This is a genomic window from Pseudoalteromonas sp. FUC4, from assembly GCF_008370255.1.
Classification (GTDB): domain Bacteria; phylum Pseudomonadota; class Gammaproteobacteria; order Enterobacterales; family Alteromonadaceae; genus Pseudoalteromonas.
This window is the reverse complement of sequence record NZ_SEUI01000002.1, coordinates 607,555-634,003: the sequence shown is the minus strand read 5'-3', so window position 1 is coordinate 634,003 and position 26,449 is coordinate 607,555. Positions and strand designations below refer to the sequence as shown.

At 39.6% G+C, this 26,449-nt stretch carries 21 protein-coding genes and 1 pseudogene; 17 read left to right on the top strand and 5 right to left on the bottom strand.

What is annotated here, in order from left to right:
- Positions 1–5: 5 nt before the first annotated feature.
- Positions 6–1,235, bottom strand: coding sequence for a glycosyltransferase (locus EU510_RS08820; protein ID WP_002960136.1), 1,230 nt, complete (start codon positions 1,233–1,235; stop codon positions 6–8).
- Complete coding sequence (locus EU510_RS08815; RefSeq protein WP_149593172.1) at positions 1,232–2,227, bottom strand: LacI family DNA-binding transcriptional regulator; 996 nt, start codon at positions 2,225–2,227, stop codon at positions 1,232–1,234. Before EU510_RS08815 ends, EU510_RS08820 begins: the two co-directional genes overlap by 4 nt.
- A 166-nt stretch (positions 2,228–2,393) precedes the next feature.
- On the opposite strand from EU510_RS08815, the gene EU510_RS08810 reads away from it, so the two are divergent.
- The 13 genes and pseudogenes from EU510_RS08810 to EU510_RS08750 all read left to right on the top strand — a co-directional run bounded on the left by EU510_RS08810 (position 2,394) and on the right by EU510_RS08750 (position 15,458).
- Entirely contained in the window at positions 2,394–4,856 is a 2,463-nt protein-coding gene (locus EU510_RS08810; RefSeq protein ID WP_149593171.1) for a S9 family peptidase, read from the top strand.
- A gap of 48 nt (positions 4,857–4,904) precedes the next feature.
- Positions 4,905–5,129, top strand: a pseudogene (locus EU510_RS08805) (alpha/beta hydrolase family protein); the annotation flags it as partial.
- A gap of 71 nt (positions 5,130–5,200) precedes the next feature.
- Entirely contained in the window at positions 5,201–5,818 is a 618-nt protein-coding gene (locus EU510_RS08800; protein WP_149593169.1) for a LysE family translocator, read from the top strand.
- Positions 5,819–6,120: 302 nt separating this feature from the next.
- Complete coding sequence (locus EU510_RS08795; RefSeq protein ID WP_149593168.1) at positions 6,121–6,849, top strand: hypothetical protein; 729 nt, start codon at positions 6,121–6,123, stop codon at positions 6,847–6,849.
- Positions 6,849–7,751 carry an LPP20 family lipoprotein gene (locus EU510_RS08790; RefSeq protein WP_149593167.1) on the top strand — a complete coding sequence of 301 codons (903 nt, stop codon included), beginning with the start codon at positions 6,849–6,851 and terminating at the stop codon, positions 7,749–7,751. Before EU510_RS08795 ends, EU510_RS08790 begins: the two co-directional genes overlap by 1 nt.
- A gap of 8 nt (positions 7,752–7,759) precedes the next feature.
- A complete protein-coding gene (locus tag EU510_RS08785; RefSeq protein ID WP_010553654.1) occupies positions 7,760–8,890 on the top strand; it encodes a hypothetical protein in 1,131 nt (376 codons plus the stop codon).
- Positions 8,887–10,254: a hypothetical protein gene (locus EU510_RS08780; RefSeq protein ID WP_149593166.1), complete on the top strand. Its 1,368-nt coding sequence runs from the start codon at positions 8,887–8,889 to the stop codon at positions 10,252–10,254. Before EU510_RS08785 ends, EU510_RS08780 begins: the two co-directional genes overlap by 4 nt.
- Before the next feature lie 9 nt (positions 10,255–10,263).
- Positions 10,264–11,559, top strand: coding sequence for a hypothetical protein (locus EU510_RS08775; RefSeq protein ID WP_149593165.1), 1,296 nt, complete (start codon positions 10,264–10,266; stop codon positions 11,557–11,559).
- Complete coding sequence (locus tag EU510_RS08770; RefSeq protein WP_149593164.1) at positions 11,559–12,272, top strand: hypothetical protein; 714 nt, start codon at positions 11,559–11,561, stop codon at positions 12,270–12,272. Before EU510_RS08775 ends, EU510_RS08770 begins: the two co-directional genes overlap by 1 nt.
- An 18-nt stretch (positions 12,273–12,290) precedes the next feature.
- Positions 12,291–13,508 (top strand): murein transglycosylase domain-containing protein, encoded by a 1,218-nt coding sequence (locus EU510_RS08765; protein ID WP_149593163.1) that lies wholly within the window; start codon positions 12,291–12,293, stop codon positions 13,506–13,508.
- A gap of 1 nt (position 13,509) precedes the next feature.
- Positions 13,510–14,079 (top strand): hypothetical protein, encoded by a 570-nt coding sequence (locus tag EU510_RS08760; RefSeq protein ID WP_149593162.1) that lies wholly within the window; start codon positions 13,510–13,512, stop codon positions 14,077–14,079.
- Between the two features lie 133 nt (positions 14,080–14,212).
- Positions 14,213–14,683 carry a DUF4234 domain-containing protein gene (locus tag EU510_RS08755; protein WP_149593161.1) on the top strand — a complete coding sequence of 157 codons (471 nt, stop codon included), beginning with the start codon at positions 14,213–14,215 and terminating at the stop codon, positions 14,681–14,683.
- A 283-nt stretch (positions 14,684–14,966) separates the two neighbouring features.
- Positions 14,967–15,458, top strand: coding sequence for a DUF2798 domain-containing protein (locus EU510_RS08750; RefSeq protein WP_149593160.1), 492 nt, complete (start codon positions 14,967–14,969; stop codon positions 15,456–15,458).
- A gap of 60 nt (positions 15,459–15,518) precedes the next feature.
- Here the strand turns inward: EU510_RS08750 and uvrA are convergent, their stop codons facing one another.
- A complete protein-coding gene (gene uvrA, locus EU510_RS08745) occupies positions 15,519–18,077 on the bottom strand; it encodes an excinuclease ABC subunit UvrA (RefSeq protein WP_149593159.1) in 2,559 nt (852 codons plus the stop codon).
- Between the two features lie 256 nt (positions 18,078–18,333).
- Here uvrA and EU510_RS08740 point away from each other — a divergent pair, with 256 nt between their 5' ends.
- The 4 genes from EU510_RS08740 to EU510_RS08725 all read left to right on the top strand — a co-directional run bounded on the left by EU510_RS08740 (position 18,334) and on the right by EU510_RS08725 (position 22,041).
- Positions 18,334–18,738, top strand: coding sequence for a hypothetical protein (locus EU510_RS08740; protein ID WP_007375644.1), 405 nt, complete (start codon positions 18,334–18,336; stop codon positions 18,736–18,738).
- Positions 18,739–18,793: 55 nt separating this feature from the next.
- Entirely contained in the window at positions 18,794–19,339 is a 546-nt protein-coding gene (locus tag EU510_RS08735) for a DUF7010 family protein (protein WP_149593158.1), read from the top strand.
- Between the two features lie 227 nt (positions 19,340–19,566).
- Positions 19,567–20,505 (top strand): diguanylate cyclase, encoded by a 939-nt coding sequence (locus tag EU510_RS08730; RefSeq protein ID WP_262501212.1) that lies wholly within the window; start codon positions 19,567–19,569, stop codon positions 20,503–20,505.
- Between the two features lie 1,176 nt (positions 20,506–21,681).
- Positions 21,682–22,041, top strand: a complete 360-nt coding sequence (locus EU510_RS08725; protein ID WP_149593157.1) for a hypothetical protein — start codon at positions 21,682–21,684, stop codon at positions 22,039–22,041.
- 129 nt (positions 22,042–22,170) lie between these two features.
- Here EU510_RS08725 and EU510_RS08720 read toward each other — a convergent pair whose 3' ends face one another.
- Together EU510_RS08720 and EU510_RS08715 are read right to left on the bottom strand one after the other, a co-directional pair.
- A complete protein-coding gene (locus EU510_RS08720) occupies positions 22,171–23,754 on the bottom strand; it encodes a tetratricopeptide repeat-containing sulfotransferase family protein (protein ID WP_149593156.1) in 1,584 nt (527 codons plus the stop codon).
- Between the two features lie 85 nt (positions 23,755–23,839).
- Positions 23,840–26,257 carry a TonB-dependent receptor gene (locus EU510_RS08715; protein WP_149593155.1) on the bottom strand — a complete coding sequence of 806 codons (2,418 nt, stop codon included), beginning with the start codon at positions 26,255–26,257 and terminating at the stop codon, positions 23,840–23,842.
- Positions 26,258–26,449 lie beyond the last annotated feature (192 nt).

The window sequence follows — 26,449 nt, the reverse complement described above, 5'->3', positions numbered from 1 at the left end:
CATTTTTAATCTAATTTTTTATTTTTTTCAGCTATCCATTGCGACATGTATTGAGTGCTGCGCATTGTATGATGTTTGAGCATTTGGCCTGTAAAGTTTTTTTCGCGATGAGCCTCTAAATCGCTACTTATTGAATCGATTTTTTTAATTAACACCGTGCTCAATTGTGCTTTATCGTAAAGCGTATTAAGGAGCGTGTTGCCGTCTTGCTGCGCTTGTTCAAAGTCACTTTGATTGGTGTACATTTCAACAGCTGCATTGGCAAAGTCATCGGCGGTGTTGGCTATTTTACCAGGCCATGGTAAATCGTTATGCATGCCCTCTGCGCCAATATTAGTGGTAACGCTGGGTGTTTGCATAATCATGGCTTCAAGCAATTTACCTTTAATGCCTGCACCAAAACGCAGTGGTGCTAAACATACACGTGCGCTTTGCATTACATCAAACGCATTATCGGCCCAGCCTTTTATTAAAAACCCTGTTTTAGGGTTATTTAGTGCGGTGGCTTTTGGTGGTGGGTAAGAGCCATAAATATGTAGTTCTGCTTTTGGGAGTTGCTTGCGAATAAGTGGCCATATTTTTTGTAAGTAAAGTACAGCATCCCAGTTTGGCGCGTGTCTAAAGTTACCTATGGTCATAAAGTGCTGGCGCTGCTCAAACGTTTTTGTACTTGTAGGTAATGAGCTTAAATCGACCATAAATGGTAAATGGTGTAATAAGCTCGGCTCTATTTTAAATACACTGTTTAGTAGGCTCATTTCATAACTTGAAATAATTAGGCTTAGGTCGCAGCGTAAAATAGCGGCAATTTCGCGTTTTGCTATGTCTGAGTGTAAATCGCTGGTTGTAAACTCGCGCTCGCCTTTGTGGGCTTCGTGGCGTGCATTACGTAGGCACTGTAAATCTTCAGTATCGAGAATTTTAATAGCATTAGGGCAATGCTTATCGACGCGCCAGCCAAATTGTTCTTCCATCATAAAACGGTCAAACATGACTATATCTGGATTATAGGCTTTAACGTATTCGTCAAAACTATCGCAGTTTAGTGCAATGCTTTGGCTGGTTATGCCGAAGTCGTCAAGGTTTACCATGTGGTCGGTGCGCTGCGCGGGCGTTGCAAATTCAACGTCCCAGTTTTGCGCTCTAAATGCATTTAATAACGACATCATGTGCGTTCCCGCAGCAGACGAATTTGGTTCTGGCCATACGTAGCCAATTACCAGCACTTTTTTCATTGGCTAGAATCTCTAATTTGTAAGTTTACATTTACCAGTGTTTTTACTGGCGGGGCTGTATTTTGTAATAGCTCTTGCAGTATTAAAAGGCACCGCTTAGCTATATCTGTTGTACTAATAGCCACGGTGGTTAAGTGATTATTTATAACTGCGCTATTAGGAACGTGGTGGCAACTCACTACTTTAATAGAGTGATGAGTTAATGAGTTAATAGCGGCAATAACACCTTGAGCAATAATATCGTTTGCACACACCACTGCGTTTAATGTGGGGCTGTGTTTATATGCTTCTATAAACGCATTTTTAGCGCTAAGGGCTGTGTTTACTGCACAGTCAATGGGTGTTAATGGTGTAATGCTGTGCTGCGCGCATGCGGTATTAAAGCCACTTTGCAGTGCTTGTGAATCACTTAAAGTAAGTTCACTGCCTATAAATGCTATGTTTGTCACGCCTTGTGCGAGCAAATGCATACTGGCTACGTGGCTGGCTTTTTTATAGTCGGGCAATACACACGGAGCTGCGCTAAAGGGCACTTCACTCATTAAGGTAATTACTTTGTGTTGCGCGCTGAGCGTATCAAGCCATTTGGGGCAAGTATTAGCAACGGGGCAAATAATAAATGCAGCCGCGTTGTATTCTTTTAAGTTTTTAACTGCGTTTGCTTGTAGCTCAAGACTATTAATACTGCTTACAATCATGGCTTGTAAGCCATTGTTGTTTAACAAAAGTTGTAGGTTGGTAGCAAGGAGTGCCATAGCTGGGTTAGTTAAATCGTTTATTACTATGGCCACTAAGTTAGAGCGTTTTGAGCGCATGGCAGCAGCATCACGATTATAAACGTACCCTAGCTCATCAATCGCTTTTAGTATTTTTTGTTTACTTTTATTGCCCACTTTATCGCTTTGGGTAAGTACCAAGGATACGGTTGATTTTGATACACCAGCACGCTCTGCAACATCAAAAATGGTGACTGATTTGGCTTTGTTATGCATTGTATTTTAAGTACCGCAGTGGTGAATAAATAGCGCTGTAGTTTAGCTTAATCAGCACTATTAAGTCATCTTTTAGAGGTGTTTAACTTACCTTAATACTTTATGAACAAAGCAAAACGTGTTTATATACGCTTATAAGAGTAAAAAATAACAAAAGGATAAAAACATGAGCGCTTTTAGGCTGTTAGTTGCCTTTATTTGTTGTGCGGCATTAGTACCAACAAGTTACGCCGAGCAGGGCTATCAAACCCCATCACCCGAACTTGCAGCATTGGTTGACGCTAAGTTAGCACCCACTAGTTACTTATCGAGCGATGGCCAGTGGCTAGCGCTTTTTGAACGCAAACGTGTAGTAACCCTTGATGAACTTGCAAAAGAAGAGCTTAAGCTTGCTGGTATTAAGCTAAACCCCGCTAATTTTTCGCGCTCTCGTGTGAGTGCCAAATTTAGTGCAGTGGAACTAAAGCATGTTCAAAGCGGGTCAGTAATCAGTATTAATAACTTACCTAATGGCATTATTCGCTCTCCTAAGTGGTCATCTAATAGTAAATATTTAGCCTTTGTTGTTGAGCAACCAACCCAAGCCAACTTATGGCTTTACAGCGTTGAAACCAAACAAGCAAAAGAGTTAACTAGTGCTGCGTTAAATTCGGTACTAACTGCCTCACCATATAAATGGCTGCCAGATAGCAGCGCCATTGTTGCAAATCTTGCTGTTAATTTTGGTAAACCAAGGCTTGAAAATAACAGCCAAAATGTAGTGCCTGTTATTCAACAAAGTACTGGCGAAAAAGCACCAGCACGTACGTACCAAAATTTATTAACCAGCCCGTTTGATGAATCACAATTTAAGTTTTACGGCCAAGGGCAATTGGCCTACATAACGCTTGATGGCAATACTCAAGCAATAGGTAGCCCTTCTTTATTTAAATCGTTTTCGGTATCACCTGATTCTACCAATATTTTAGTTGCCGGTATTAATGAGCCGTTTTCGTATCAAGTGCCTTACAGCCGCTTTGCAAGCACGTGGCAAATATGGGGTATGCGCGGCTATGCATTAGCAGAGCTGGCAAAACAGCCACTTGCCGATAATATTCCACAAGGCTACGACAGCGTACGCACTGGCCGCCGCGATTTTGAATGGCGAGCCGATCAAGGTGCTGAAGTTATTTGGGCAGAAGCACAAGATGGCGGCGACATGAAAACCGACGTTGAGCATCATGATTATGTTTACAGCTTACGTGCACCATTTAAACGCGAGCCTAAATTATTTGCCAAAGTAGAACGCCGTTATGCTGGAATGGAGTGGGGCAACGAAAACGTAGCCATGCTGACAGACTGGCGCTTTAGCGATCGCCAAGTACGTACTTACATAGTACAACCACGAGATGCCGACAAAAACCGCGTGCTATTTTCAGAGCGTAGTTACAACGATGGGTACAAAGACCCGGGTAATGCAATTTACGAGCGCAACGATTTAGGCGCAAACGTAATTAAAATTGTAGGCGGGCGTTATATTTACCTGCGTGGTAATGGTGCTTCAGAGCAAGGTAATGTGCCGTTTTTAGATAGGTACGATGTTAAAACAAATAGCAGCAAGCGTTTATGGCAATCAGAAGCGCCATACTACGAGCGTGTACGCGCTCTGCTTGATGACGAAGGTGAGCGCTTTATTACTATTCGTGAATCTAAAACTGAGCAACCTAACTTTTTTATACGTGATTTAGATAACGACACGCTAACGCAACTAACGACATTTGAGCACCCGTACCCTGCATTTAAAGGCGTAACTAAAGAGCAATTACGTTATAAACGCGATGACGGTGTTGAGCTTTCGGGCACGCTTTATTTACCACCAGGGTACGATAAAACACAAGGCCCGTTACCGGTACTTATGTGGGCTTATCCACTTGAATACAAAGATAAAGCGGTTGCATCGCAAGTACGCGAATCGCCTTATGCATTTACTTACATCGGCTATTGGGGCCCAATGCCTTACCTTGCCAAAGGGATTGCCGTGTTTGACGACCCTAAAATGCCAATTGTAGGTATTGATGGCAGCGAGCCAAACGATAACTTTAGAAAGCAGTTAGTATCAAGTGCACAAGCAGCTGTTGACGTATTGGTTAAAAAAGGCATTGCCGATAAAAACAAAATTGCCATAGCAGGGCACTCATACGGTGCATTTATGGTTGCTAACTTATTGGCTCATAGCGATTTATTTAAAACAGGTATTGCCCGCAGTGGCGCGTATAACCGCACATTAACGCCGTTTGGTTTTCAAGGAGAAGAGCGTGATTTTTGGCAAGCACAAAGTGTGTACGCTAATATGTCGCCGTTTTTCCATGCTGAAAAAATTAACGAGCCAATGCTAATGATCCACGGTCAAGAAGACCCTAACTCGGGCACTTTCCCAATGCAAAGTGAGCGTATGTACGCAGCGCTTAAAGGCTTAGGTAAAGACGCTCGTTTAGTTATGCTTCCTTACGAAGCCCATGGCTACCGTGCACGTAAAAGCTTATTACATGTATTGTGGGAACAAGAGCAGTGGTTAGATAAGTATTTGTTAAATGATACAGCAGAGCCAGTAAAAGTAATTACCGAACCAGTGGTAAGTGCAGGCGAATAGATGCTTACACATGCACAGAGGTGCAAGAAGCTCCACCCTCAATCTCACGGCACTTTCCCAATGCAAAGTGAGCGCATGTACGCGGCCCTAAAAGGTTTAGGTAAAGATGCTCGCTTAGTAATGCTCCCTTACGAAGCACATGGTTACCGTGCGCGTAAAAGCTTATTACATGTATTGTGGGAACAAGAGCAATGGCTAGATAAGTATTTGTTAAATGATACAGCAGAGCCAGTAGAGGTTATTACTGAACCCGTGGTAAGTGCTGGGCAATAGTAATAAACATGAGTAAGTAACAGCGCGGCTACTTATAGCCGCGTTTTTGCTTTTAATATGAGAGTAAATTAATGATTGATGTAGCAGCACTTGCGGTTTTTATTCCTACCTTCTTTTTTGTGTCTATCACCCCAGGTATGTGTATGACGCTTGCCATGACACTCGGTATGAGCATTGGCGTGCGCCGCACATTATGGATGATGATAGGCGAGCTGTTAGGTGTCGCAAGTGTTGCCATAGCTGCGGTATTAGGCGTTGCAAGCGTAATGCTAAATTACCCCGATGCGTTCGCTATTTTAAAGTGGATAGGCGGTGCGTACTTAATTTATATTGGCGTTAACATGTGGCGAGCCAAAGGAAAAATGTCGGTCGATACCTCAAAACCAAGTGATGTAAGTAGGAAGTCGTTATTTACGCAAGGTTTTGTAACCGCAATTGCTAACCCTAAAGGGTGGGCGTTTATGATTTCGTTATTACCGCCGTTTATTAGTGTTGAGCATGCTGTAGCCCCTCAGCTTTTAGTATTACTTGGTGTAATAATGATAAGCGAATTTTTATGTATGCTTGCATACGCTACAGGCGGTAAAAGCCTACGTTTATTTTTAAGCCGTGGTGATAATATAAAATGGATGAACCGAATAGCGGGTAGCTTAATGGCTATAGTAGGCGTGTGGTTAGCACTGGGCTAATTATTAAGGTTGATGACAAATATGGTTGGTCAATGTTTGTACAGGGTGGGTGTTTTTTAACCTCAAATTAAGTAAATAGAGCTATTATACAAAAATGAGCCAAAAGTATTAACCTAAGCTGAACACCTTGCTGTGGTTACATTTGTTGCTTTTTTTTATGAATAATTAAGTTTTCTTTATTTTTTTGTGTTGCATTTTTTTATGAATTCGATAATTCTAGTTACATATTCAAGGAAGAATGAATTAAGTCAACGGCTTAGCTTTGTGCTTTCTTGCCTTTTGAACGTACAAGGAATTACCCCATGAAAAAAGCTATTCTATCTGCACTTATTTTTGCACCTCTTTTTGCTGGTTGTGTTTCAACAACTGACACTAATACTTCTGCTAATTTAGACCGAAATGCAGCTGTTGCTGAGTTAACAACTCGGATGGATACTTTAGGTTATTTTCACCCGGTAACAGTTCAAGTCGGTATTGACGAATTTTTAAATATGTCTGCAATTATACTTGAACGTCAGCGCAAAGTTATGGGCGAATACCGCACTCAAACAGATAACTACCGTGATGTACAAGCCTTTTTATATGCCCATCAAAAATCTACACCAGAACAGCTTCAAGCAGCTATTGCTGAATTTGATGCCGGTGCAAAAAATAAAGATGAAGAAATTGGTCATAAAATCGCAGCTTATAACTTAGCAAATGAAGGAATTTATCAGCAAAATGTTGCACTTGCGACTGATTTAACTGTCGAAATTGCTAAGTCTGCTTATATTTTAAGTCAATATAGTACAGCAGTTGCTCAAGCGACCGCTATAAATGTAGGTGGTAAATACGTGACTAGTTGGTTATCTAGCGACGAAGAAAATACAGATTCTGCAAAAGAAGATGATTCTAAAGATATAGGCACCGCGCTTATTAAAGCAAAAGATCAACTTGCGTTAGCACTTGAAGCAAACGACATTATAGAGCTTGAGCAAGCAACAATAACTGCTATAAATGAGCTACAACTTGAGCAAGAAGCGAAAGGCTAATGAAAACAAGCATTTTTGCTTTTTTAATAGCATGTGCTTTTAGTTGTTCTGCTCAAAATTGGCCTGATTGGGTAACCCAACCGCAAAAAAGTGATGAATATATCACTGCGGTTGGTATAGGTGAAAGTCGCTTAGCTGCAAAGCAAGCGGCTTTAGCCGATATTATCACTCAATTAAGTGTTGATGTAAGTACGCAGCAAATACAAAAGCTAACAAAGCAAGATAACCAATCAAGCAACTATTTTGAACAAGCAACTACTTTAACTAGCTTACCGTTTACGTTGACTGGGCTAGAAGAGCTTGATGCGCTTGAGCAAAATAACTTATTTGCTTTAAAAATGGGTGTTAAAAAATCGATTTTAGTGAAAAATCTTAAATCTGATTTATCAAAATTATCTCGCATTTTTGCGCCAAAAAATAACACTGAACAACGCTTTATTTGGGCGCTTAAAAATAGTGGCGAACTTAATGTTGCGACAAAAAAATTAGCAGTATTAGAGCACCTTTCCGGGCCTAAGCTATTTATTCAATCGACTTTAAATAATTTATTAACTGAGCAAGCAAAGGCATTAAATGCTGTTTCTTGCGATGTGATAGGCGCTAATAACATTAGCGAGATTAAATCTGCACTCAATAATGCACTCCCTCATAACGGCGGTACACGCTTATGGGTGCGCCCTCAAATACGCTGGCAGTATGCTAAATCTAATAATAAATACTCTGCTAAAGCTATTTTAACTCTAGCGCTTACGCGCAGTTCAACCCCTTTTAAAGTGTTATTGCAACAGGATCTTGTTGCGCAAGAAAGCGCTGCAACACAAGAAGATGCGAAGCAAAAAGCAACCAATAATTTAGTACAACAACTTAAAGCGCCTGCTAGCCAGTGGCTGTTTGATATTTAGGAATAGCAATGAAATTAGTAAAAAAATTAGCTCTATCTGCACTAACACTCGCCTTATTAGCTGGTTGTAATTCTACACCACAGCAAGGTCGTTCTACTCAGCAGGGTAATGTGAGTAATACTGCTTCAAATGCTGTTATAGCTAAAAGTGCATACATATTTAACGATGCAGATATAACTATGCCAGCTTATTTTGATACACAAGGCTTAGAGCGTTGTACGTTCGATGTAAATAATGAAACCGACAGCTGCCCACTTAAAAAACCGATTGTACGTATGTACTTTGACTTAGCTGGCGTGAGTGGCAGTGGTATTGGTGTTGATGCGATGCGTGAATTTGATAATAAAAATTTATTACTCATGCTTGAAAATCAATTTGCAGGTATTAATCGCTTCAGAATAGTAACCCGTGATGACGATGCTATTTCAAAAGAGCAGCAATTAATTTTACAACAGCAAGGCGTAAAAACAGCGGCTAAACGTGCCGAAGTGAAAGCATTAATCCCCGATTTTGTCGTGAAAATTGATTCATTAAGAACACTAAAAACTGAAGGCGCGATTACAGATTGGGCCGATTACACATTAGAGCTAACAACCGGTGTGATAAATCCGCAAACACGTGAAAAGCTATCGCATCCTAATTTAGGAAAGATTCGCGTTAAATCTGAAGATATACGCGATCGCTCGGAGCTAAAATTCACGACAGTAAGCGGACGATACGCTGCGGGTTTTCACTTTGATCAAAGTGCTCATGTAAATGCAGTACTTAGTGACATGGGATCGCGTGGTATTGATATTTTACTTACTCGTATGTTGAGTGAAATGCCTGCAACAGCACAAGTATTAGGCATTAAGGGTAGTAAAATCAGTTTAGACCGAGGCCAAAATGCGGGTGTATTACCTAATGAAACAATGATTGTTTTTAGCTATGAAGCTGGATTCGTTGAGCCAATTGGCGTTGCAAATGTAAACCCTTCTATTAACAGTGCCCAGGGCGAAATCATCCGCTGGAAAGATTCTGATATGGCTGATGATGTTAAAAATAAAGCTGAAAATGGAATTTATCGCCCATCAAATGGTACAAAAATATTTGCTGTTTCTGTAGGTACTCCAGCTGACTTTTTGGAGAATCGTACATGATAAAAAAGCTTGGCTTATTAGCATTATGTTCTTTGAGTGCGCAAGCTCAAGTGGATGTATTGTCTGATGGTACGCTACAAACTCAGGCATGTTCATATGGTCGAGGTAGTACGGCTATTTCGGGTGCAAAAGCTCAGGCTAGTGCTGATCTTATAAGTTTTATTAAAGGTAATAAAAGCCTAACAACCCAAAGTGCGCAGCAACATTTAACAACAAGTTTAGATGATGATGCCGCTAGCTTATATGAGCAGCAACGCACTACGATGATGGAAGGTTTGAGTGCTGGTGCCGTTCCTTTAAATTACTCAACGCCTACGCTTAGTGGTAACGACACTTGCATGACTGTAAGCCTTAACCCGCAAGAGTTAGGAGAGCCGCAAGAGCATAACTGGCAGCAAACCACTCAAAATATTAGTGTGACAGTAATAGGCCAAGGCTGGAAAAAAGAAGGTAAAACAGCACTGACGATTGCAGAGCAAGATGCTCTGCAACGAGCTGTATCGCAAGTTATGGGTGTGTGGCTTACTCAGCAGCATACGCAATCATCAAGCATGAGTATGAATATTGTTGATGGTAACGAATCAACAAATATGCAAGAGCTAATAGGGCAACAACTTTCGAGTCATAGTGAAGGGCTTGTTAAAGAGTGGCAAACGCTGCAAACCAAAGAACTACAAAATGGAGGTGTGGAAGTCACCGTTATGGCTGTTGTAGAGAAAGCACCTCTAATTCAAAAAGCATCTAAACTACTGAGCATGATTGGTTCGCCTAGAGTACAAGTTATTGCGCCAGAGCCATTAAAAACAGAGCTGAAAGTTTGGCTAAATGAGCAAGGTATTGAAGTTGGTAACGCGGCTAGTTTAGTTATTTATGCAAAATCTGAAGTGATTAAGCGAGGCAATAATAGACAGCTTTATTTAAGTGCTGATGTTAGAGATTTAGCTGGAAACATTTATGGTCAGTGGAAAAACGATCCTTCATTTATGTCGTTGCCTAATGAGCCTTACGTAGAAAAAGATTTAATGGCAGTACATTTGGCGAGTGAGTCACAATCAAAGGCACTTCATAACACGCTTAATAATGCATTTACTCAAGTTGTTGCAAGAGGGGGGTTGGTTCGTGAAATCATACTGCCAAGCAATAAGCTAACGCAACCAGAAAAATTGCATGATGTATTAAGTACGTTAGGTGGAGTGAGCGATGTATCTATACATAAACAGCAAAAATATACCGTAGCAAGCCTTAGATTTAAAGGTAGTACCGGTGAACTTGCTCATGCGCTCGAACAGGCATTAATGACAATAACAGCAAAAAACCTTTCAAAAATTACAGTCGAAGACGATTTTACACTCAGGTACAAATAAGGATAGATGATGAAATTAAAAATATTAACATTAGCAATGGTTTTAGCTATGCCTGCAATCGCAGCGGAAGAATTTAGCTTAACAGATATGATCCCAGCTCGCCCTGGCGCGCAAGTAGCGGGTGCTGAACAAGCACAGGTTTCTGGCGATGTAGTGGTTGCAAAAGATACAAACGTTGCAGTTGCTGTTGCTCATCAGGCACTGATGGATGACAACGAAGACGGTATTAAAATGATTCAGGTTGGCAGCGGCACCGGTATTTTATCTATTGGTAGTGCCAGTTATAACACCTACGAAAATATGAATGCGACGTTGCTGTCTAAACGTGGTGCTTATAATCAAGCTTATTTAATTGCGAAAAAACAATTAATTGAAAACATGAAAGGTGTTGAACATCAATGTAGCAATGTAGTGTCTGCAAGAATGGATGTTATAGATACGGGCGTTGAAGGTACGGCAAACGAACAAACTAATATGATGGAAGCGTGTACAGAGTCTGTATCGGGTTCGTTAGCGGGTTTTGTTACTTATGACGTGTACGACAATATTGGTGAGAAAGGTGTACGCGTAAGTTTAATATCGACTCCTAAAACACGTTCACAAATTAAAGGTAATCGTGGTGCTGTAGCAGTAACTACTGAGCCCAATGTAATTTTTCAACAAGTAATAAGTGATGTTAAGAGTGGTGTTTTACCACCTGTTGGCGCCAAAGTACTTACTAATGCTGATACTGGTGAAGTTATCGTTTTAGGTTATGGGTCTGCAATTGCTCGTCAAAATAGAAATAGCAATGTTGCTCGCAAGCTTAAAGGCGTTGCTAAATCACAATCGCAAACTCGCGCGCGTTCTGCGTTGCTTGCCACTATCCAAGGTGAAAAAGTGTATTGGCAAGGTAGCTTTGACGAAAAGCAAATGGAAGGTACAAAGCAATTTGAGTATGAAGATCCTAATTTAAACGACCCACAACAAGTAGAAATTTTAGAAGAAGACCGAAGTACATTTTTGAATCAATTAAAAACGTCTGACGAGTACTCAACCGTTGCAAAAGGTAAATTACCACCGGGTGTAAGTGTTAAAAGCTTTGCAAGTGATGATGGATTTTGGCAGTACAGCGTAGCTGTTTATGCGCCAAGCTTAGAAGCTACAGCACGCAAAGCAGCTAAAGAGATGGAAGGTAATAATGGCCAAACTGTTAACGGTGTAAGTCACCACGGCCACAAAATAAAAGCACACGGTGGGTTAAACGAAAAAGCGGCTAACCCTCAGGGTGCATCAGGTAAAGTAGCGAGCGAAAAGGAACTTTAATGCTAGCACCTATTTTAGCGCTTTCGTTGGTGGCTTCGGCCACTTTCGACTCAGAGCAAACAATTGAACAACAAACTGCTTTTTTTAAAAGTCAGACTAATGGTCAATACGCCCGAGTAATGGCGTTAAAATCGAGTGCAAAAAATGCGCTTGAGCAGGCATGTCGAAATGCATTGACCCTGCCACAGCGCAGTATTATTAAAAATACTTTAGCTAAAAAGCTCAATATAGCTTTGCCAGAGTCGGTAAGCTTTATTGACGCTGAAATTACGGACTATAAGCAAGAAAAACAGCAAAAATGGTTAACTTGTACTGGCGTTGTAACACCTGCTGCGCAAGATATAAACGAAGCTGGACTTGCCGTTAGAGCTGCTTGGCAAGTAGGTAGCCAAAAAGATAAAGCAAACTTACGCCCTTTATTACAAGTTGCATTGAATCACCCTACAACAATGTCTGATGCAGTAGCATTAGCCGCTGTTCTGTCGCCAGAGGGGCAACGTTTGAGCTATCTCGATAAATATTTAAAAGCGAGTGAGTTAAAACTCGATGAAGCTAAAGCCTCTGTTGCACAAACGTGGTTTGTTAATGAGCGTTATAAACAAGTTATTTCGCTAACTCAGCAATGCGAAAGCATAGACTGTAAGCGTTTAAATTTAGCCGCTCAAACTGAGTTTGATAATCTGTCTGCTGATGACTTAAGTAGTTATTTTTAATTTTATAGGGATATAAAAATGCACTCAAAGGTTAAAATACTACTAAAAATTAGCGCGTTAGCTTGTTTAATACTGAGCTTAAATAGCTTAGCTCAAACAAGTGAAGAAGCCGAATTTGAGGCTTTTTTAAAAGCGCGGCAAAGTGAGTTTAGCCAGTATGAGCAGCAGCAAAAGCAAGAATTTGAAGCGTTTGTAAGTGCCTGGCATGATGCACAAGGTGCATATTTAAAACAAGTTACCCAAAAGTGGCAAGACCCAAATCTGCCAAGCTCAAAAGTTTGGGTAAAATACAGTGATGATTTAAACAAACGCACTAGTGTAAATTTTGAAAGTGGTGAAGTCGTAGTTGAGTTATTAAATAGCCAAAATAACGAACAAGCTGTTGAATATGCAAAAGATCAATTAAATGAGCTTTCGCAAGTAACAGTAGATAAAACACTTGCAAATGATCCGGTTTATATTGCGGCTAATAACACAATAAACAGCAAAAGTTTTACCTCAACGGGTAAGCCTTTAAATAGAAAAATTGAGCAAAGTAAGTCACCAACAACGATTCAACCTAAAAATATAGCCGAGCAAACAGTGCTCTCTACAGAGATTGTAGAGGAGGTGCTCACTGCAAAGGCACCTGTTATAACTAAACAAAAAGACAGAGTAACAATTAGCTACCAATTGCCTGCTAATACACTTTCCAATCAAGCCAAACGTTATTTACCTGATGTGCTGCAACAAGCTAAACGTTATAACTTAGATCCCGCATTATTATTGGCAATTATACATACTGAATCAAGCTTTAACCCGCTTGCACGTTCGCCAATTCCTGCTTTTGGTTTAATGCAAATAGTGCCTACTTCAGCGGGTAAAGATGTGAGCAAATTTTTGCAAGGTAAACCGCTATTACTTAGTCCTGAGTACTTATTTCAAGCTGATAATAACGTAGAGGCAGGGAGTACTTATGTGCATATTTTAAGTAATCGTTACTTTAAAAATGTACGTAACGAGCAATCAAGAATTTACATGAGTATTGCAGCTTATAATACGGGCCCAGGTAACGTAGCCAAAACGTTAAGTGGCTCTAAATCACTTAATCAGGCAAGTATTGCTGCTAATTCAATGTCTGCAGACAAAGTTTACACCTTAATGGTAAACAATTTACCTGCGCAAGAAACCCGTAATTATTTACAAAAAGTGGTTAAACGCACCGCTTATTATCAAGAGCAATTGAAAGGAATTTAAAATGAAAAAATTACTACCAGTCATAGCCGCTTTAGCTTTAGGTGCGTGTTCAAGCACTGAAAACACACAATCTGCGCCATTGGCAAAAAACGATTCAGTACCAAGCTGGGTGTTATTACCTGTGTCTGATAAAGGTTTAGCGTCGTCGTCATGTGTTCCTTGGTCGGGCAGTATGTCTACCGACAGAGCACAAGCTATTGCAGCAGCTCGCGCCGATTTATCACAGCAAATACAAGTTAAAGCAAGCGTTATGGACAAGCTATATCAACGTAAAGCGCAAAGTAATGATGAGCTAAACGTTGGTGGAACTTTTGAGCAAGTAAGTAAGCAAGTTGCGCAGCAAAGCCTTGTGGGCGCTATTCCACAAGAAGTTGCCTTTGCTAAATTAGACGGTGTAAAGCAGCTTTGTACATTTGTTGTAATGAGCAATACACAAGAAACATTTAATAACCTAGTCACTCAATCTGGTAAGCGTTTAGATCCAAGTTCACGCGAAGCACTTTATGAAGAGTTTAAAGCCCAAAAAGCGATGAAAGATCTTGAAAAAGAGTTAGAAAATTTAAATAAGTAACTTATTGAGTTAAATATTAAAAGCTAAATTCTAATATTTAAAATGATAATAAATATAAATCAGATTAATAAATTTTATAGGGCTAATATTTATCATTAGTCCTAATTCAATCGTAGTAAAACAAGGAGACATAATGTCATCTATCACGGAATTAAAAGACAACATCAACACTAAAACTTTGAATTTAGTACTTCTTACATTTGTTACCGCCGGTATTTATGCAATTATATGGATGTTTATAAATACACCAAAGCTAGAGAAATTAACCTCTAAAAAGATAGCTGACAATACATTTCTGATTTGGTTAGCTGTGTGCGTGGGGCTTGGTGGTGCTTTGGTTGGTACAGGTGAGGAGTCTTTGGATGTTATTTCTGGTTTACTTACTATTGCATCTTGGGTCCTATATATTATTTGGGCATTCCGTGCAAAAAGTGCTTTACAAGAATACGCACTAACAGAACATAAAGTGGATCTTAGAATGAATGGTATTTATACTTTCTTTTTAACTATTTATTACATCAATTATTGTATTAATGATTTACCAGAAGCTCAGAGAAAACAACAAATATTATCAGGGCAAGAACCTAAAGCTGATAATTTATAAACAATATTTTCGTAATTTAACAGTTGGTTTTAGTAAAATATAACCAACTGTTTGCTAGCCAATTAATGTATTAACTTTATCACTTAAAGTAATTGTTCTAGCATTAGCTAGCAGGACCCCTACCATTCTTATTTAGCCCCATAAGAAATTACTTTTTTAGCATTTAGTTACTCCTCATTTTTAAATAAAACTACTATTTGGGAATTTGAAATTAGTTGACGTTATCAATTAATTTGCTATAGTTGACTTTGTCACCTATTTGACGATTAAGGCATGCCCAAAAATGAGTACACCCCAATCAGTAAATCCAGAAATGGTTGAGCCTAAAAAAACACCTGTAATTTATAAAATACTGGTTATGGTAAGTATTATTACTTTAATCGGCGGGAGCTTAACAGGCGTGATGACCTATGTGAATGTGGGTGTTACAGAACATTTTTATGCAGACTGGTTTACCTCGTTTATAAGTGCGGTATTAGTTATGGCGCCTATTGGTTTTGTAATGATGACCTTAATACATACGCTAGTTACTAAGTTATTACCTAATAGCAGTGAGCTAAAACGTAACTTAGTTATTAGTGTTTTTATGGCGTTGATAATGGAGTCGGTGATGGCGTTTGTTACCGCTACTAACAATATTGGCTATGCAGATATGCGTGTATTTGCAACTGGATGGACTGAAGGGCTATTAGCCGCATTACCAATAGGTTTAACTATAATGCTGATAATGTCGGTTACAGTAAAACCTAAAATAGAACGCTTTTTAAAAAGCTAATAACAAAAAAGAGCCAATGGCTCTTTTTTGTTATTTAGTTATTTAGTGTTTAGTTGCTAGCTAAATTACGCCATTCAAAAAAGGTGCTGTTCGGCTTATTTTAGATTGAGCTACCTCTGTAGGTTTTCCTTGCGCTACAATTAAGCCGCCTTCTTCACCAGCACCGGGTCCTACATCAATTACCCAGTCACTATTGCGGGCTACTTGCATATCGTGCTCAACCATAATAACGGTATTGCCAGCATCAACTAATTTATTTAACTGCGCCATTAGCATTGATACATCAGATGGATGCAGACCTGTGGTTGGCTCATCAAGAACATAAAGTGTGTTGCCGCGCTGTGCACGTTGCAGCTCAGTTGCTAATTTAATACGCTGCGCTTCACCGCCCGAAAGCTCAGTGGCAGGTTGCCCTAAACGCAAATACCCAAGACCTACTTGCATAAGTGCATCGAGTGCTCGCAGTATCGCAGGTTCATTTTCAAAAAAGGTATACGCCGATTCAACCGTTAAATTGAGAATATCGCTGATGTTTTTATCACGATATGCAACCTCAAGTGTTTGCTCGTTATAACGTTTGCCATTACACACTTGGCAAGGTGAATAAACACTAGGTAAAAACAGTAGCTCTATACTCACAAAGCCAACGCCTTCACAGTTTTTACAACGACCTTTAGCAACATTAAACGAAAAGCGACCAGCATCATAACGGCGCTCTTTTGCTTTTTGGGTTGAAGCAAATAGTTTACGCACGTGATCAAATAAACCCGTATAGGTAGCTAAGTTTGAACGAGGGGTACGACCAATCGCTTTTTGATTTACGGTAATCAGGCGGCTTATATTATTTATACCTTCAATGATTTTTCCGCTGGTGTGTGTTTGCAGTTCTTGTTCGAGTAAGTCGGCTTCGTCGGTTGGCGCTTCCGGCATTACTTTTTGCCCAAGTGCTTCGTAAACAAGTTCTACTAACGCTTGGCTTACTAGGCTTGATTTACCAGAGCCCGAAACCCCAGTAACGGTTGTCATAACACCCAGTGGAAATTCTGCATTGAGTTTTTTAAGATTGTTACGCTCAATATCAGCTAATTTTAACCACGCTTTTGGCTGCCTTTGCTCCTTTTTTTGAGCGCTATTTTGAGTAGACTCTTGACTGGCGTTTTTAGCAAAAAGGTGGTGACCGGTGTGCGAATTTTTTACTTTGCTTAACCCTTCAACAGGGCCGCTGTAAATAATGTCGCCACCATGCACTCCTGCATCAGGGCCTACATCAACAATCCAATCGGCATGTTTAACAACGCTAACATCGTGCTCAACAACAAATACAGAATTGCCAGCCGCTATTAGCTCGTCGAGCGCTTTTAAAAGTGCTTGTGTGTCGGCAGGGTGTAAACCCGCTGAAGGTTCATCTAACACGTAAACAACCCCAAATAATTTAGAGCGAATTTGTGTGGCAAGTCGCAACCGTTGTAGCTCCCCAGGTGAGAGCGTTGGCGTTGTGCGCTCTAGCGACAGGTACCCTAAACCAAGCATGGTTAGTGCTTCAATACGGGTGAGGATATCGCTGGCAATGCGCTGCGTAACAATGGCTTGCTCTGGATTTTCTGTATTTTTATTTACTTTGGTATTGGCGGCGTTCTTTAGTTTTTTAGCAAGCTCGTTTAACGTAAGTTGAGATAGCTCGCCAATATCGAGCCCTGAAAATTTAACACTTAACGATGCTTGTTTTAATTTTTTACCTTGGCAAGTAGGGCACTGTGATATTTGCATAAATTGCGATACGCGCTTTTTTGTACGCGGGCTTTGTGTGGTAGCAAAAGACTGTAAAACAAAGCGTTTAGCGCTTGAAAAAGTTCCCATGTAGCTTGGATCTTCGTTATTTTTTATCGCATTTTGTGTTTGCTCATAGGTGTAATCTGGGTATACCGGCACAGTAGGTGTTTCGTCGGTAAATAAAATCCAATCACGTGCTTTTTTAGAAAGTTTGTTCCAAGGCGTATCTATGTCATAACCAAGGGAAGTAAGAATTCGGCTTAGGTTTTTACCTTGCCATGCTGGTGGCCACGCTTCAATGGCGCGCTGGCGAATAGTTTTTGTATCGTCTGGCACAAGTAGCTTTTCGGTTACTTCAAACACTCGGCCTATTCCTGAGCATTCTGGGCACGCGCCTTGTGGCGTATTGGGCGAAAACGCATCGGCGTAAAGTATGCCTTGCCCTTTGGGGTATTCGCCTGCGCGTGAGTAAAGCATGCGTAGCGCGTTAGAAATAGTTGTTATGCTGCCAACTGATGAGCGAACCGACGGTGCCCCGCGTTGCTGCTGCAAAGCAACGGCAGGCGGTAGCCCTTCAATAGAATCAACATCGGGTTCATCAACTTGATCTATTAACCTACGGGCGTATGGCGATACCGAATCAAGATAGCGGTGCTGTGACTCAGCAAACAGCGTTCCAAACGCAAGCGACGATTTTCCAGAGCCCGATATTCCTGTAAAAACAACCAATGCGTTACGAGGTAAATCAACGTCTACATTTTTTAAGTTGTGAACGCGCGCCCCTTTTACTTGAATGCTGTTACTGGGGTCTGATAAGTCCATTGTTGAGTTTTTATGTGTGCTTGCCATACGTTTATACTCCTATTTAATCGCGCTTTTTACTTTAAGTTAGCTTTGAATTATTTACTCTTATCACTCGTTATTACCCCAAAGTAGCGCAAGCACACTGAATGAGCGCTTAGTCTGTAGTGGCGCAGCCAAAGCGCTGGGTAAAATTGCGATGATTGTTTGTTTACATAATAGGTATGGAGTGCGAATATAATTTAAACAGTTATTGTTATGTAATTTACTAGGTATGTTACTTGGTAATAAAAAGGAACTAACAGTGAATAAAGCCTTAGTGATCATTTTATTGGTGCTTTCGTGGGCAACCCAAGCCGATTCTATCAAAGCGCTAAATGTTGACCGTGCAGTACCAAATAGCATGCACTTATCGTTTGCAAACGATAGCAACATAACCCCTAAAAAAGGGGATTTTAAAATCGTCAATTATGTATTAATGAGCAATGAAGAGGGCGAACGCTGGGCTGTTATAACGCTAACTAACTTATCGTCGGGCAATCGAGAATTAGGCGAGGAGCACTTACTTGCGCTTTTTGCTGACGGCAGCCGATTCATGCCAATGGAATTTAAACTCGGTTTTAAAGGCAACGAAACACAATCGGTTACTGTATCATTTGCCGATTATAAATTTCCTATTTTAAGTGTGTATTCGAGTAACGATTTGTAACTAATAACGATGCGATAATATTAAATTAGGGATATTTCTAAAATTAAGGATTTTTATGAAGTTTGAAGATGCGCAACAAAATATGAACCTCGCATACTTCGGTGGTGGAACCGGTGTATTAGTGTCTGGCTTGGTTTTGTGTATAGCTGGCTTTGTTGCATTACTGCATTCAAATCAATCGAGTATGCTTACTTTATTTTTTGGTGGTATGTCTATACATCCTTTAGCCATGCTACTTTCAAAAGCGCTTAAACGCTCTGGCAATCATGACCCTAAAAACCCATTAGGTAGATTGGCCTTAGAAAGCACTATTATTTTATTTGTTGGTTTGTTTTTAGCTTTTTACGTAGCAAAAATTCAAGCTGAATGGTTTTATCCAATCATGCTGATGATAATTGGTGTTCGCTATTTAATTTTTAACACCTTATATGGCATGAAAATCTATTGGATTTTAGGTGCTTTGCTTATGTTTTTTGGCATGTTGTGTATTATATTAAATGCCAATTTTGTAATCGGCGCCTTTATTGTCGGGATAACCGAAATAGTATTTGCGCTAGTAATATTTGCCCAATCAAAAGGGTTGGTTTTAAAAACAGAATAACAAGCTCTTATAATCGCAAAATAGTATGCTGTTGGAGTTACCCTTCAGCTTGGTATATAGCAAAGGTTTGTTAAAGTACTGAGTATCTGCAAATTTTATTGACCACTACATTCTAGCATAATGTTGATTTTTACATTAAAGTAGCAATCAATTAAACGAATAAAGCAGTGATGCGAATAATAAGCTTACTTAATATTACTGTGTAATGCTTATTACAAAGGAAATAAATGTTGAACTTAAGTCCAGTGGAGTTTTCTGATATTAATAATGAAACTCTAGACGATGCCCTATCTAGAATGAACGTATTAATTATTGAAGACCAACTGCTAAATATTCACTTGCTCGAAGCTATACTTTCCACGCACTTCATGACTCAAGTTGCAATGAGTGGAGAAGAAGCAATTGAATGTTGCCAAAATACTACTCCTGACTTGATTTTACTGGATATACAAATGGGTGGTATTGACGGAATTGAAACTTGTAAGCACCTTAAAAGCTTACCCCATATCAAAGATACACCCGTTATTTTTATCACTTCTTTTTTCGAACATGAAGATTTTTGCTGGGAAGTTGGTGGGGTTGATTTTATTAGGAAACCTTTCACGAATAAAACTGTGTTTAACAGGGTTAAAGCGCATTTAACGCTTAAGATGCAAAGGGATAGGTTACTGGAGTTAGTTTTTTTAGATAGTTTGACTGAGATTTATAATCGTCGTTATTTCGATATTCATTACGAGAAGATTGATTTAAATGCCAAGCGAGATAAAAGTGATTACGCTCTTATCGTTATCGATATTGATCTTTTTAAACAGTTTAATGACATATATGGCCATTTAGAAGGTGACAGCGCACTAAAAATCGTCGCGCAAACCATTAAAGATACTTTAAAAAGACCTCAAGATTTTGTTGCTCGTTATGGCGGGGAAGAATTCGCCGTAGTTCTGCCATACACTGATCTGAAAGGTGCAATATTAGTAACTGAGAATATAATTAAAAATATAGCGGCATTGAATATAGTAAATAGTGCCTCATCATTTAAACATCTGAGTGTTAGTGCCGGAATAGCAACGTTGAAAAGCTCAGAAGATCATGTTGACACATTCCAAATAGCAGATGACAAATTATATATGTCCAAGCAATCAGGGAGAAATAAATTTAGTTACTAGGCAGGCTCTATAATCGCTAGTAATTAAATGTCATATAAAGATGGTATTATGTGGGAAATAATGGAGCAACTAGCTAAATTAGTACTAGATGCATAGATTTACGCATAAATGGAGTTTTAGGTTTGGTAAATGATTTTCGGCTATTAAGTAGCTTAATCGAGGACGTACACCGTCATATTTTTGAGTACAGTACTTCATTAGATTTTTTAATGGTTCCCGATTTTATTAAATGTCACTCTTACTTCAAAACGTTGGAATGCATGAAGTTAGCAAGTGGCTTAATTGCAAAGTATTCAACTGAAAAGGAGCTGTTTTCTAGTAGTGAATGGGATTATTTTATCAAAGATAATACAATGTTTGATACTTGGAAAGATATGAAGATACAAGCGAGTATAGTTTATATTAAATACAAATTGCCGCTTTATTGATTACTAACCTATGTATTGGTGTATGTAGAGCTTAACCTTTAGAGTAAAATTCTTACTCTAGTTTTTAATCTATCAGCTATTTTTAACAAGGTATCGCCTTTTTATAATCATCAGCTTCTACAGACTCAGCTTTCTGTACTTAAAAGTTGCTGTAAATTTTTATACTCTGTATTCTTCATTTCACTTTAGACAGTTTCTGAAATTGCAGTAGCCTCTGCTATCTTTCTAATTTCTTTTTGGTGTTTTTCTTCCTTTTTCTCTGTCAACGTACTCGCGGCCTTATATTTTAATGTATACAGTGCACTTTTTATCTTTTAGAACACGTACTAAGTCAAATAAGTGAACAAACCTCAACCTATTTTAATGCTAACTGTAGTGGCTAATACAATTAAGAGAGCGATTAGGTATTAAGAGAACCTGTATTGTATTAGCAAATAAAACAGTTAGAACTGTTTGGGTTATTTTGAGGTATTAAACTAAATACGAACAATAACAGTTAGTGGCGGAATGAAAAATTAAAACCCATTAATTCAGAAAAAGGGCTTTACACAATTTTCAACAATGATGAAGCATACACGGTAAGAGCAACCTATTAAAACCGGTCTAGCTCAGAAGTCATAATAGACTGATAAAGCGATAAGGATAATAGGTGCGCAAACATCTTAGGCTAGAGGGTAGCTCTCTTAATAAAAAGCCATATATACGGACGCACCTTATATGTTTATCAAGATTAATCGTTGTAAAATAGGTGGAGTTCATACTGTTCTCTGTAGATAGTATCGATTACCTTATTGATTTTGAGTGTTTTTCAACGCTGTCTAACAATAATATTGAGTTTTACCCAACAGATCTCATTGACCAGCATGTTCCTAAAACTAATTATCAGTACTTCAATAAGTTAAGTGCGGAAGAGGTTAGGTATTTTGCTCATAGGGTGGTTCCATTAAGAATGGTTGCTGTTTTAAGTTCGCCATACAAGTTGCTTAAACAGACAAAAACAGCTGGCTTTCGCTCATTTTTCGCTAACTATTTTGTTACTGCTTTGCAAAGCGTTGCTCGTGGCACTTTGCCGGAGTTCAGCTTTGAGCGTAAAGGTCATATAGAGTAACGCGGTAAGTTGGGTTGTCTCTGGTGAATTCATCACTTTGTTGGATGGCATGGCTTCGCTTATCCGACATACACCGGCACAAAGTGCGCTATCTCTAAGTTCACACATAACTCCCAAGCTATAAAACCTTTACTCAAAACTGATGTTTTGCTTTAAAAAGTAATCTTCAATTTCTTCTGTATGTAGTTTAAACGCTTTCCAACGGCCAATTGCTTTGTTGTTAAGTGGTTGGCGTACTTGTACCTTGCTTGCAGTAGAAACTGGTGCGGTATTTAAGTGAAAATCTATACATTGCTCCTGCCAATCTAAGTTACAAAAGCTGACTAACTCTTTAATTTGCCGCTCGGGCTGTGCGACTAGGTCTTCGTATTTTACTAATTTTATATTGCTGTGTTGCATGCAAAAGTGCTGCATTAGGTTGTAAAAACGGCTGTAAAATTTTGCTGTGTCGAGTAAATCGAGCGAGTACGCGTAGTAGGGGTTATTTATAGTAAATAATTGGCGGTAGTTGCCAATACAGGTGTCCATTGGGTCGCGCAGCATACAAATTATTTTGGCGTTTGGCAGTGCTTTGGTTATTAAGTCGATATAAAAAAAGTTAAACGGGAGCTTATCAATAAAGTGTTTATGGCTGCCTGTTATTACGCGTGTTGCGTTTAAATAGGTTGACCCAAGCTGATTAAAATCAAGCTCGTAGGCTTTACTGAGCGTTTGAGTGTCGAGCACATGGGGTGTTTGTGTTTGGCTCAGCTTTTTAACACTTAGGCCAAAGTCTTGTAATTCACCGGCTGATTGCACGTCGCTGTGGCTCGATAAAATACGCTCAACCAATGTGGTGCCAGAGCGGGGCATGCCTAATACAAAAATAGGTTCGGCCGTTGGGTTACCTTGTGTTAGCGCTTGTGTGTGTTGTTCACTTAAGCGTTTAATATGTTCAAATAATTCAGTTGAGCTTTTATGGTCAAACGGCTGCACAGCACGTTTTGCTACTTTACCTTGCTCCAGCGCGTTAAAAGCCTCTGAATATTCACCAATATCTTGATACTCTTTTGCTAAAGCATGGCCAATATGCAGTTTTGCATCGGAGTGCGTTACTTGCTCAAATACGTTTTTTAAGCGCTCAATATGGTTGTTTTGCTTACTTACTTTAGTTAAATCACTTAATGCAAAATGACTTTGATGATGCAGCGGGTTAAGCGCTATGGCATTTTCAAAAGCGTGTTGGGCTTTATCAAATAGTCCTAAAAATTTAGCGCTTACACCGTAGTTATAGTAAAACGGGGGTTGAGCTTTGTTAGCTGCTGTAGCCAGTGTAATCGCGCGCTCAAAGTAGTTAAGTGCGTGTTCGTGAATGCCTGCTTGAGTAAGTGCAACGCCGAGTGTGTCGGCATCAAGTGCTTTAGTTATTTGCTTTAATGGCACCGATAGTGCGGTGTTTTTTGCTTTTTGTAATTCGCCAGTAAGTGCGTAACATTTAGCAAGTTGCGCGGTGTATTCAATACTTTGGCCAAGGGTGAGGGCTTTTTCGATGAGCTTTATTGCTTTGTGTATTTGCCCAACAGTTAAATTAACCATAGCTAACAAAAAGTACCCATCAGCAAAGTCTGGTTTGAGTGTAACTAACTCCACTAGGGCTTTGTGTGCTTGCTCTATTTTACCTTGGTTTAGGGAGTGTATTGCGCTTTGATGAAGTTGCTTTAAATTTGGCTGCATGGTTTTTGGTAATTATTTTGTGAAAGAAAATAAAAAGGCTCAAATAAATTTGAGCCTTAAAACATTGTTTAAAAATTACTATAAATTATATTTCAAATTTGTAGTTAAATTTAACACCTACCGTAAGCGGGCGATTAATGTAATGGCCGTAGTTACGTTGTATGTCGGCACCATTTGCTGATGTTATATCGGCATCTGAACGACGAACGGATGTAACCGCGTATTTGTTGAATAGATTATCAACATATAGGGTAGTTGACCATGCATCAGCTGTTAATTTAGCTGATATATTACTTAAGCTGTAACCTGGTAGTGTTTCGCCATTATCACGAAGACCTACTCTTGAAAGCACGTCGCTTTGCGCAGTTAAACCGTAGTTAATATCAAGCGTTTTGTCGTTAAACACGTCTGTTTGATAGTTTACACCCATCGAAAATTGATTTTCAGGTGAGCCTGGTAAACGGTCGCCGTCTTCTGCGCCATCGGTACCATCGGCATTAAACAAAAATGGTGCGTCTGATGTTAGCTCTGCTTTTGTGTAAGCGTAGGTTGCGTAAACTGAAAACGAGTCAGATAAAATGGCACGGGTTGAAATTTCTATCCCTTTTGCATTCGCGCTGCCTGCGTTTGAAAGGTACGTTAATTGACCTATATCAGTAGCGCCTGTAATTTGCGCATCATCCCAATCTACGTTAAATAACGCGGCGTTAAAGTGTAGCTGGCTTCTAAACCATGTACTTTTAAAGCCTAGCTCGTAGTTTGTTGTAGTGTCGGCTTCATATAATAATTCGTCAGGTTTACCACAACCGGTTTGTTGATCCTCAACAATTGGATCAGGGCAAGACACTAAACCGTTTGAGCCGCCAATTCTGAAACCTTCACTTACAGTTACATAACCCATTACAGAGTCAGTAAACTGGTATTTAGCATTAAATTTAAATAAGTTACCGTTATCGCCTGCTTCGTCTTTTTCGTATGCAACGGTGATTTCGTCAGGATCTACTCCACCATACAATGTATTTGCTAGTGGGAAGTCAAAAGCCGCTTGCGACTCTATATCGTACTTATAAAAACGGGCACCAATGGTCACATCTAATTTGTCGGTAACTTGGTAGCCAACTTCACCAAATAGTGCAGACTCAGTGACGGTACTTTTTGTAAGCTCTAAGTATTCTAATGAGTCAGGTCTTAGCTGCTCGCCACCAAAGTTATCAACAGCGAATTGGTCAAACCCAGGAGTAAACTCTCTGCTTGACGCTTCGGTTTCTGTTTTGTTGTAAAAGCCACCCACAATCCAGTTAAAGTCGCTGTCGCTCTGTGACACTAAGCGAATTTCTTGAGTGAAGGTATCTTCTTCGTCTATTTCACGGGTAAATGTTGAAAACGAAGGGAATTCTTCATAGCCGTAATCAAGACGAATAAGTAAGTCTGTTTGATCGCGTTGACCGTCGGCATCAAAGCTCGAAATACCGGTTGCCGATACTAGCTCTGCAAAACCTAGGTCGGCTTTTAGTTCAAGGCTTAGTAATTGGTCTTTTTTCTCGCGCGGTTCTTCAAAGCGATAAGCTGATTCGTATTTACCTATTACATCGCTTAAACCGTTGTTTGCATTAAGGCTGTTGTAATGAACAATCGAGCGGCCTTCGCTATCTTGGTTTTGGTAAAAGTAGTTAAGCGTACCTTCAAACGATTCATTTGGTTTAAAGCGAACAGAAATACGACCTGTTGTGGTGGTTTCGCCGTTGGCATCTTTTACATTTTTAAGATTGTTGTTAACTGCTGAGCTGTCGCTCCAATCAGGATCTGGTAACGATACGCCAGGCTCGCGCACTACGTAACCGTAATCGATAAAACCAGGGTCTTCATATACGTTTAAGCTGGCGCGTACTGCAAGTTTGTCTTCAATAAGTGGCAGGTTAAATATAAAACCGCCTTCGCCACCTAAAGAGTCACTTTCTTTTGTTTGAAATAGGTCGCCGTAAACTTCAAGCGATGTAAAATCAAGCTCAGGTTGTTTAAGCATGTAACGAATTGCACCGCCTAATGTGCCTGCACCATATAAGGTGCCTTGTGGCCCAATTAATACTTCAACACGCTCAATATCTACTAGGCGCATATCTACCGAAACCGGAATTTCGTTAATGTAAGTAGATACCGTGCCGCCATCTGACGATGGACCAGACGAGTTTGTATTTAAACCACGAACAATAATAGGCGAGCCTGAGCGACCACCTTGATCGGTAATTGTTAAACCAGGCACCCAGCGCGCTACATCGGCAAGCTCATTGATATTTTGATCTTTCATAATATCTGCATCAAGGGCTGTAATATTTAGCGGTGCATTTTGCACAGAGCCGCTGCGCCTTGTTGCTGTAACTTCGATTACTTCGAGTGATTTGTTTTTAGCTGCAACTTCTTCTTGAGCAAGTGCGGCATTAGGCAATAAAAATACGCTGGAAACAGCGCTCGAAATAGCCAAGGTTAACAAGCTTGGTTTAAACATAAAAAGTGATCCCCAGTTCAAATGTTTTACATTAGTAAATTAAGTTAAGCAGTTTATCAGGGAGTGAAGTAGCTTGGAATATTTAAATTGAATTTTAATTCACTTATATAGAATAAATATGGTTTATTTGTAGGGGTTTTATTTAGTTAATAGGCAATATAAGCAATAGCTTAGTACTATTAGGTACAGCTA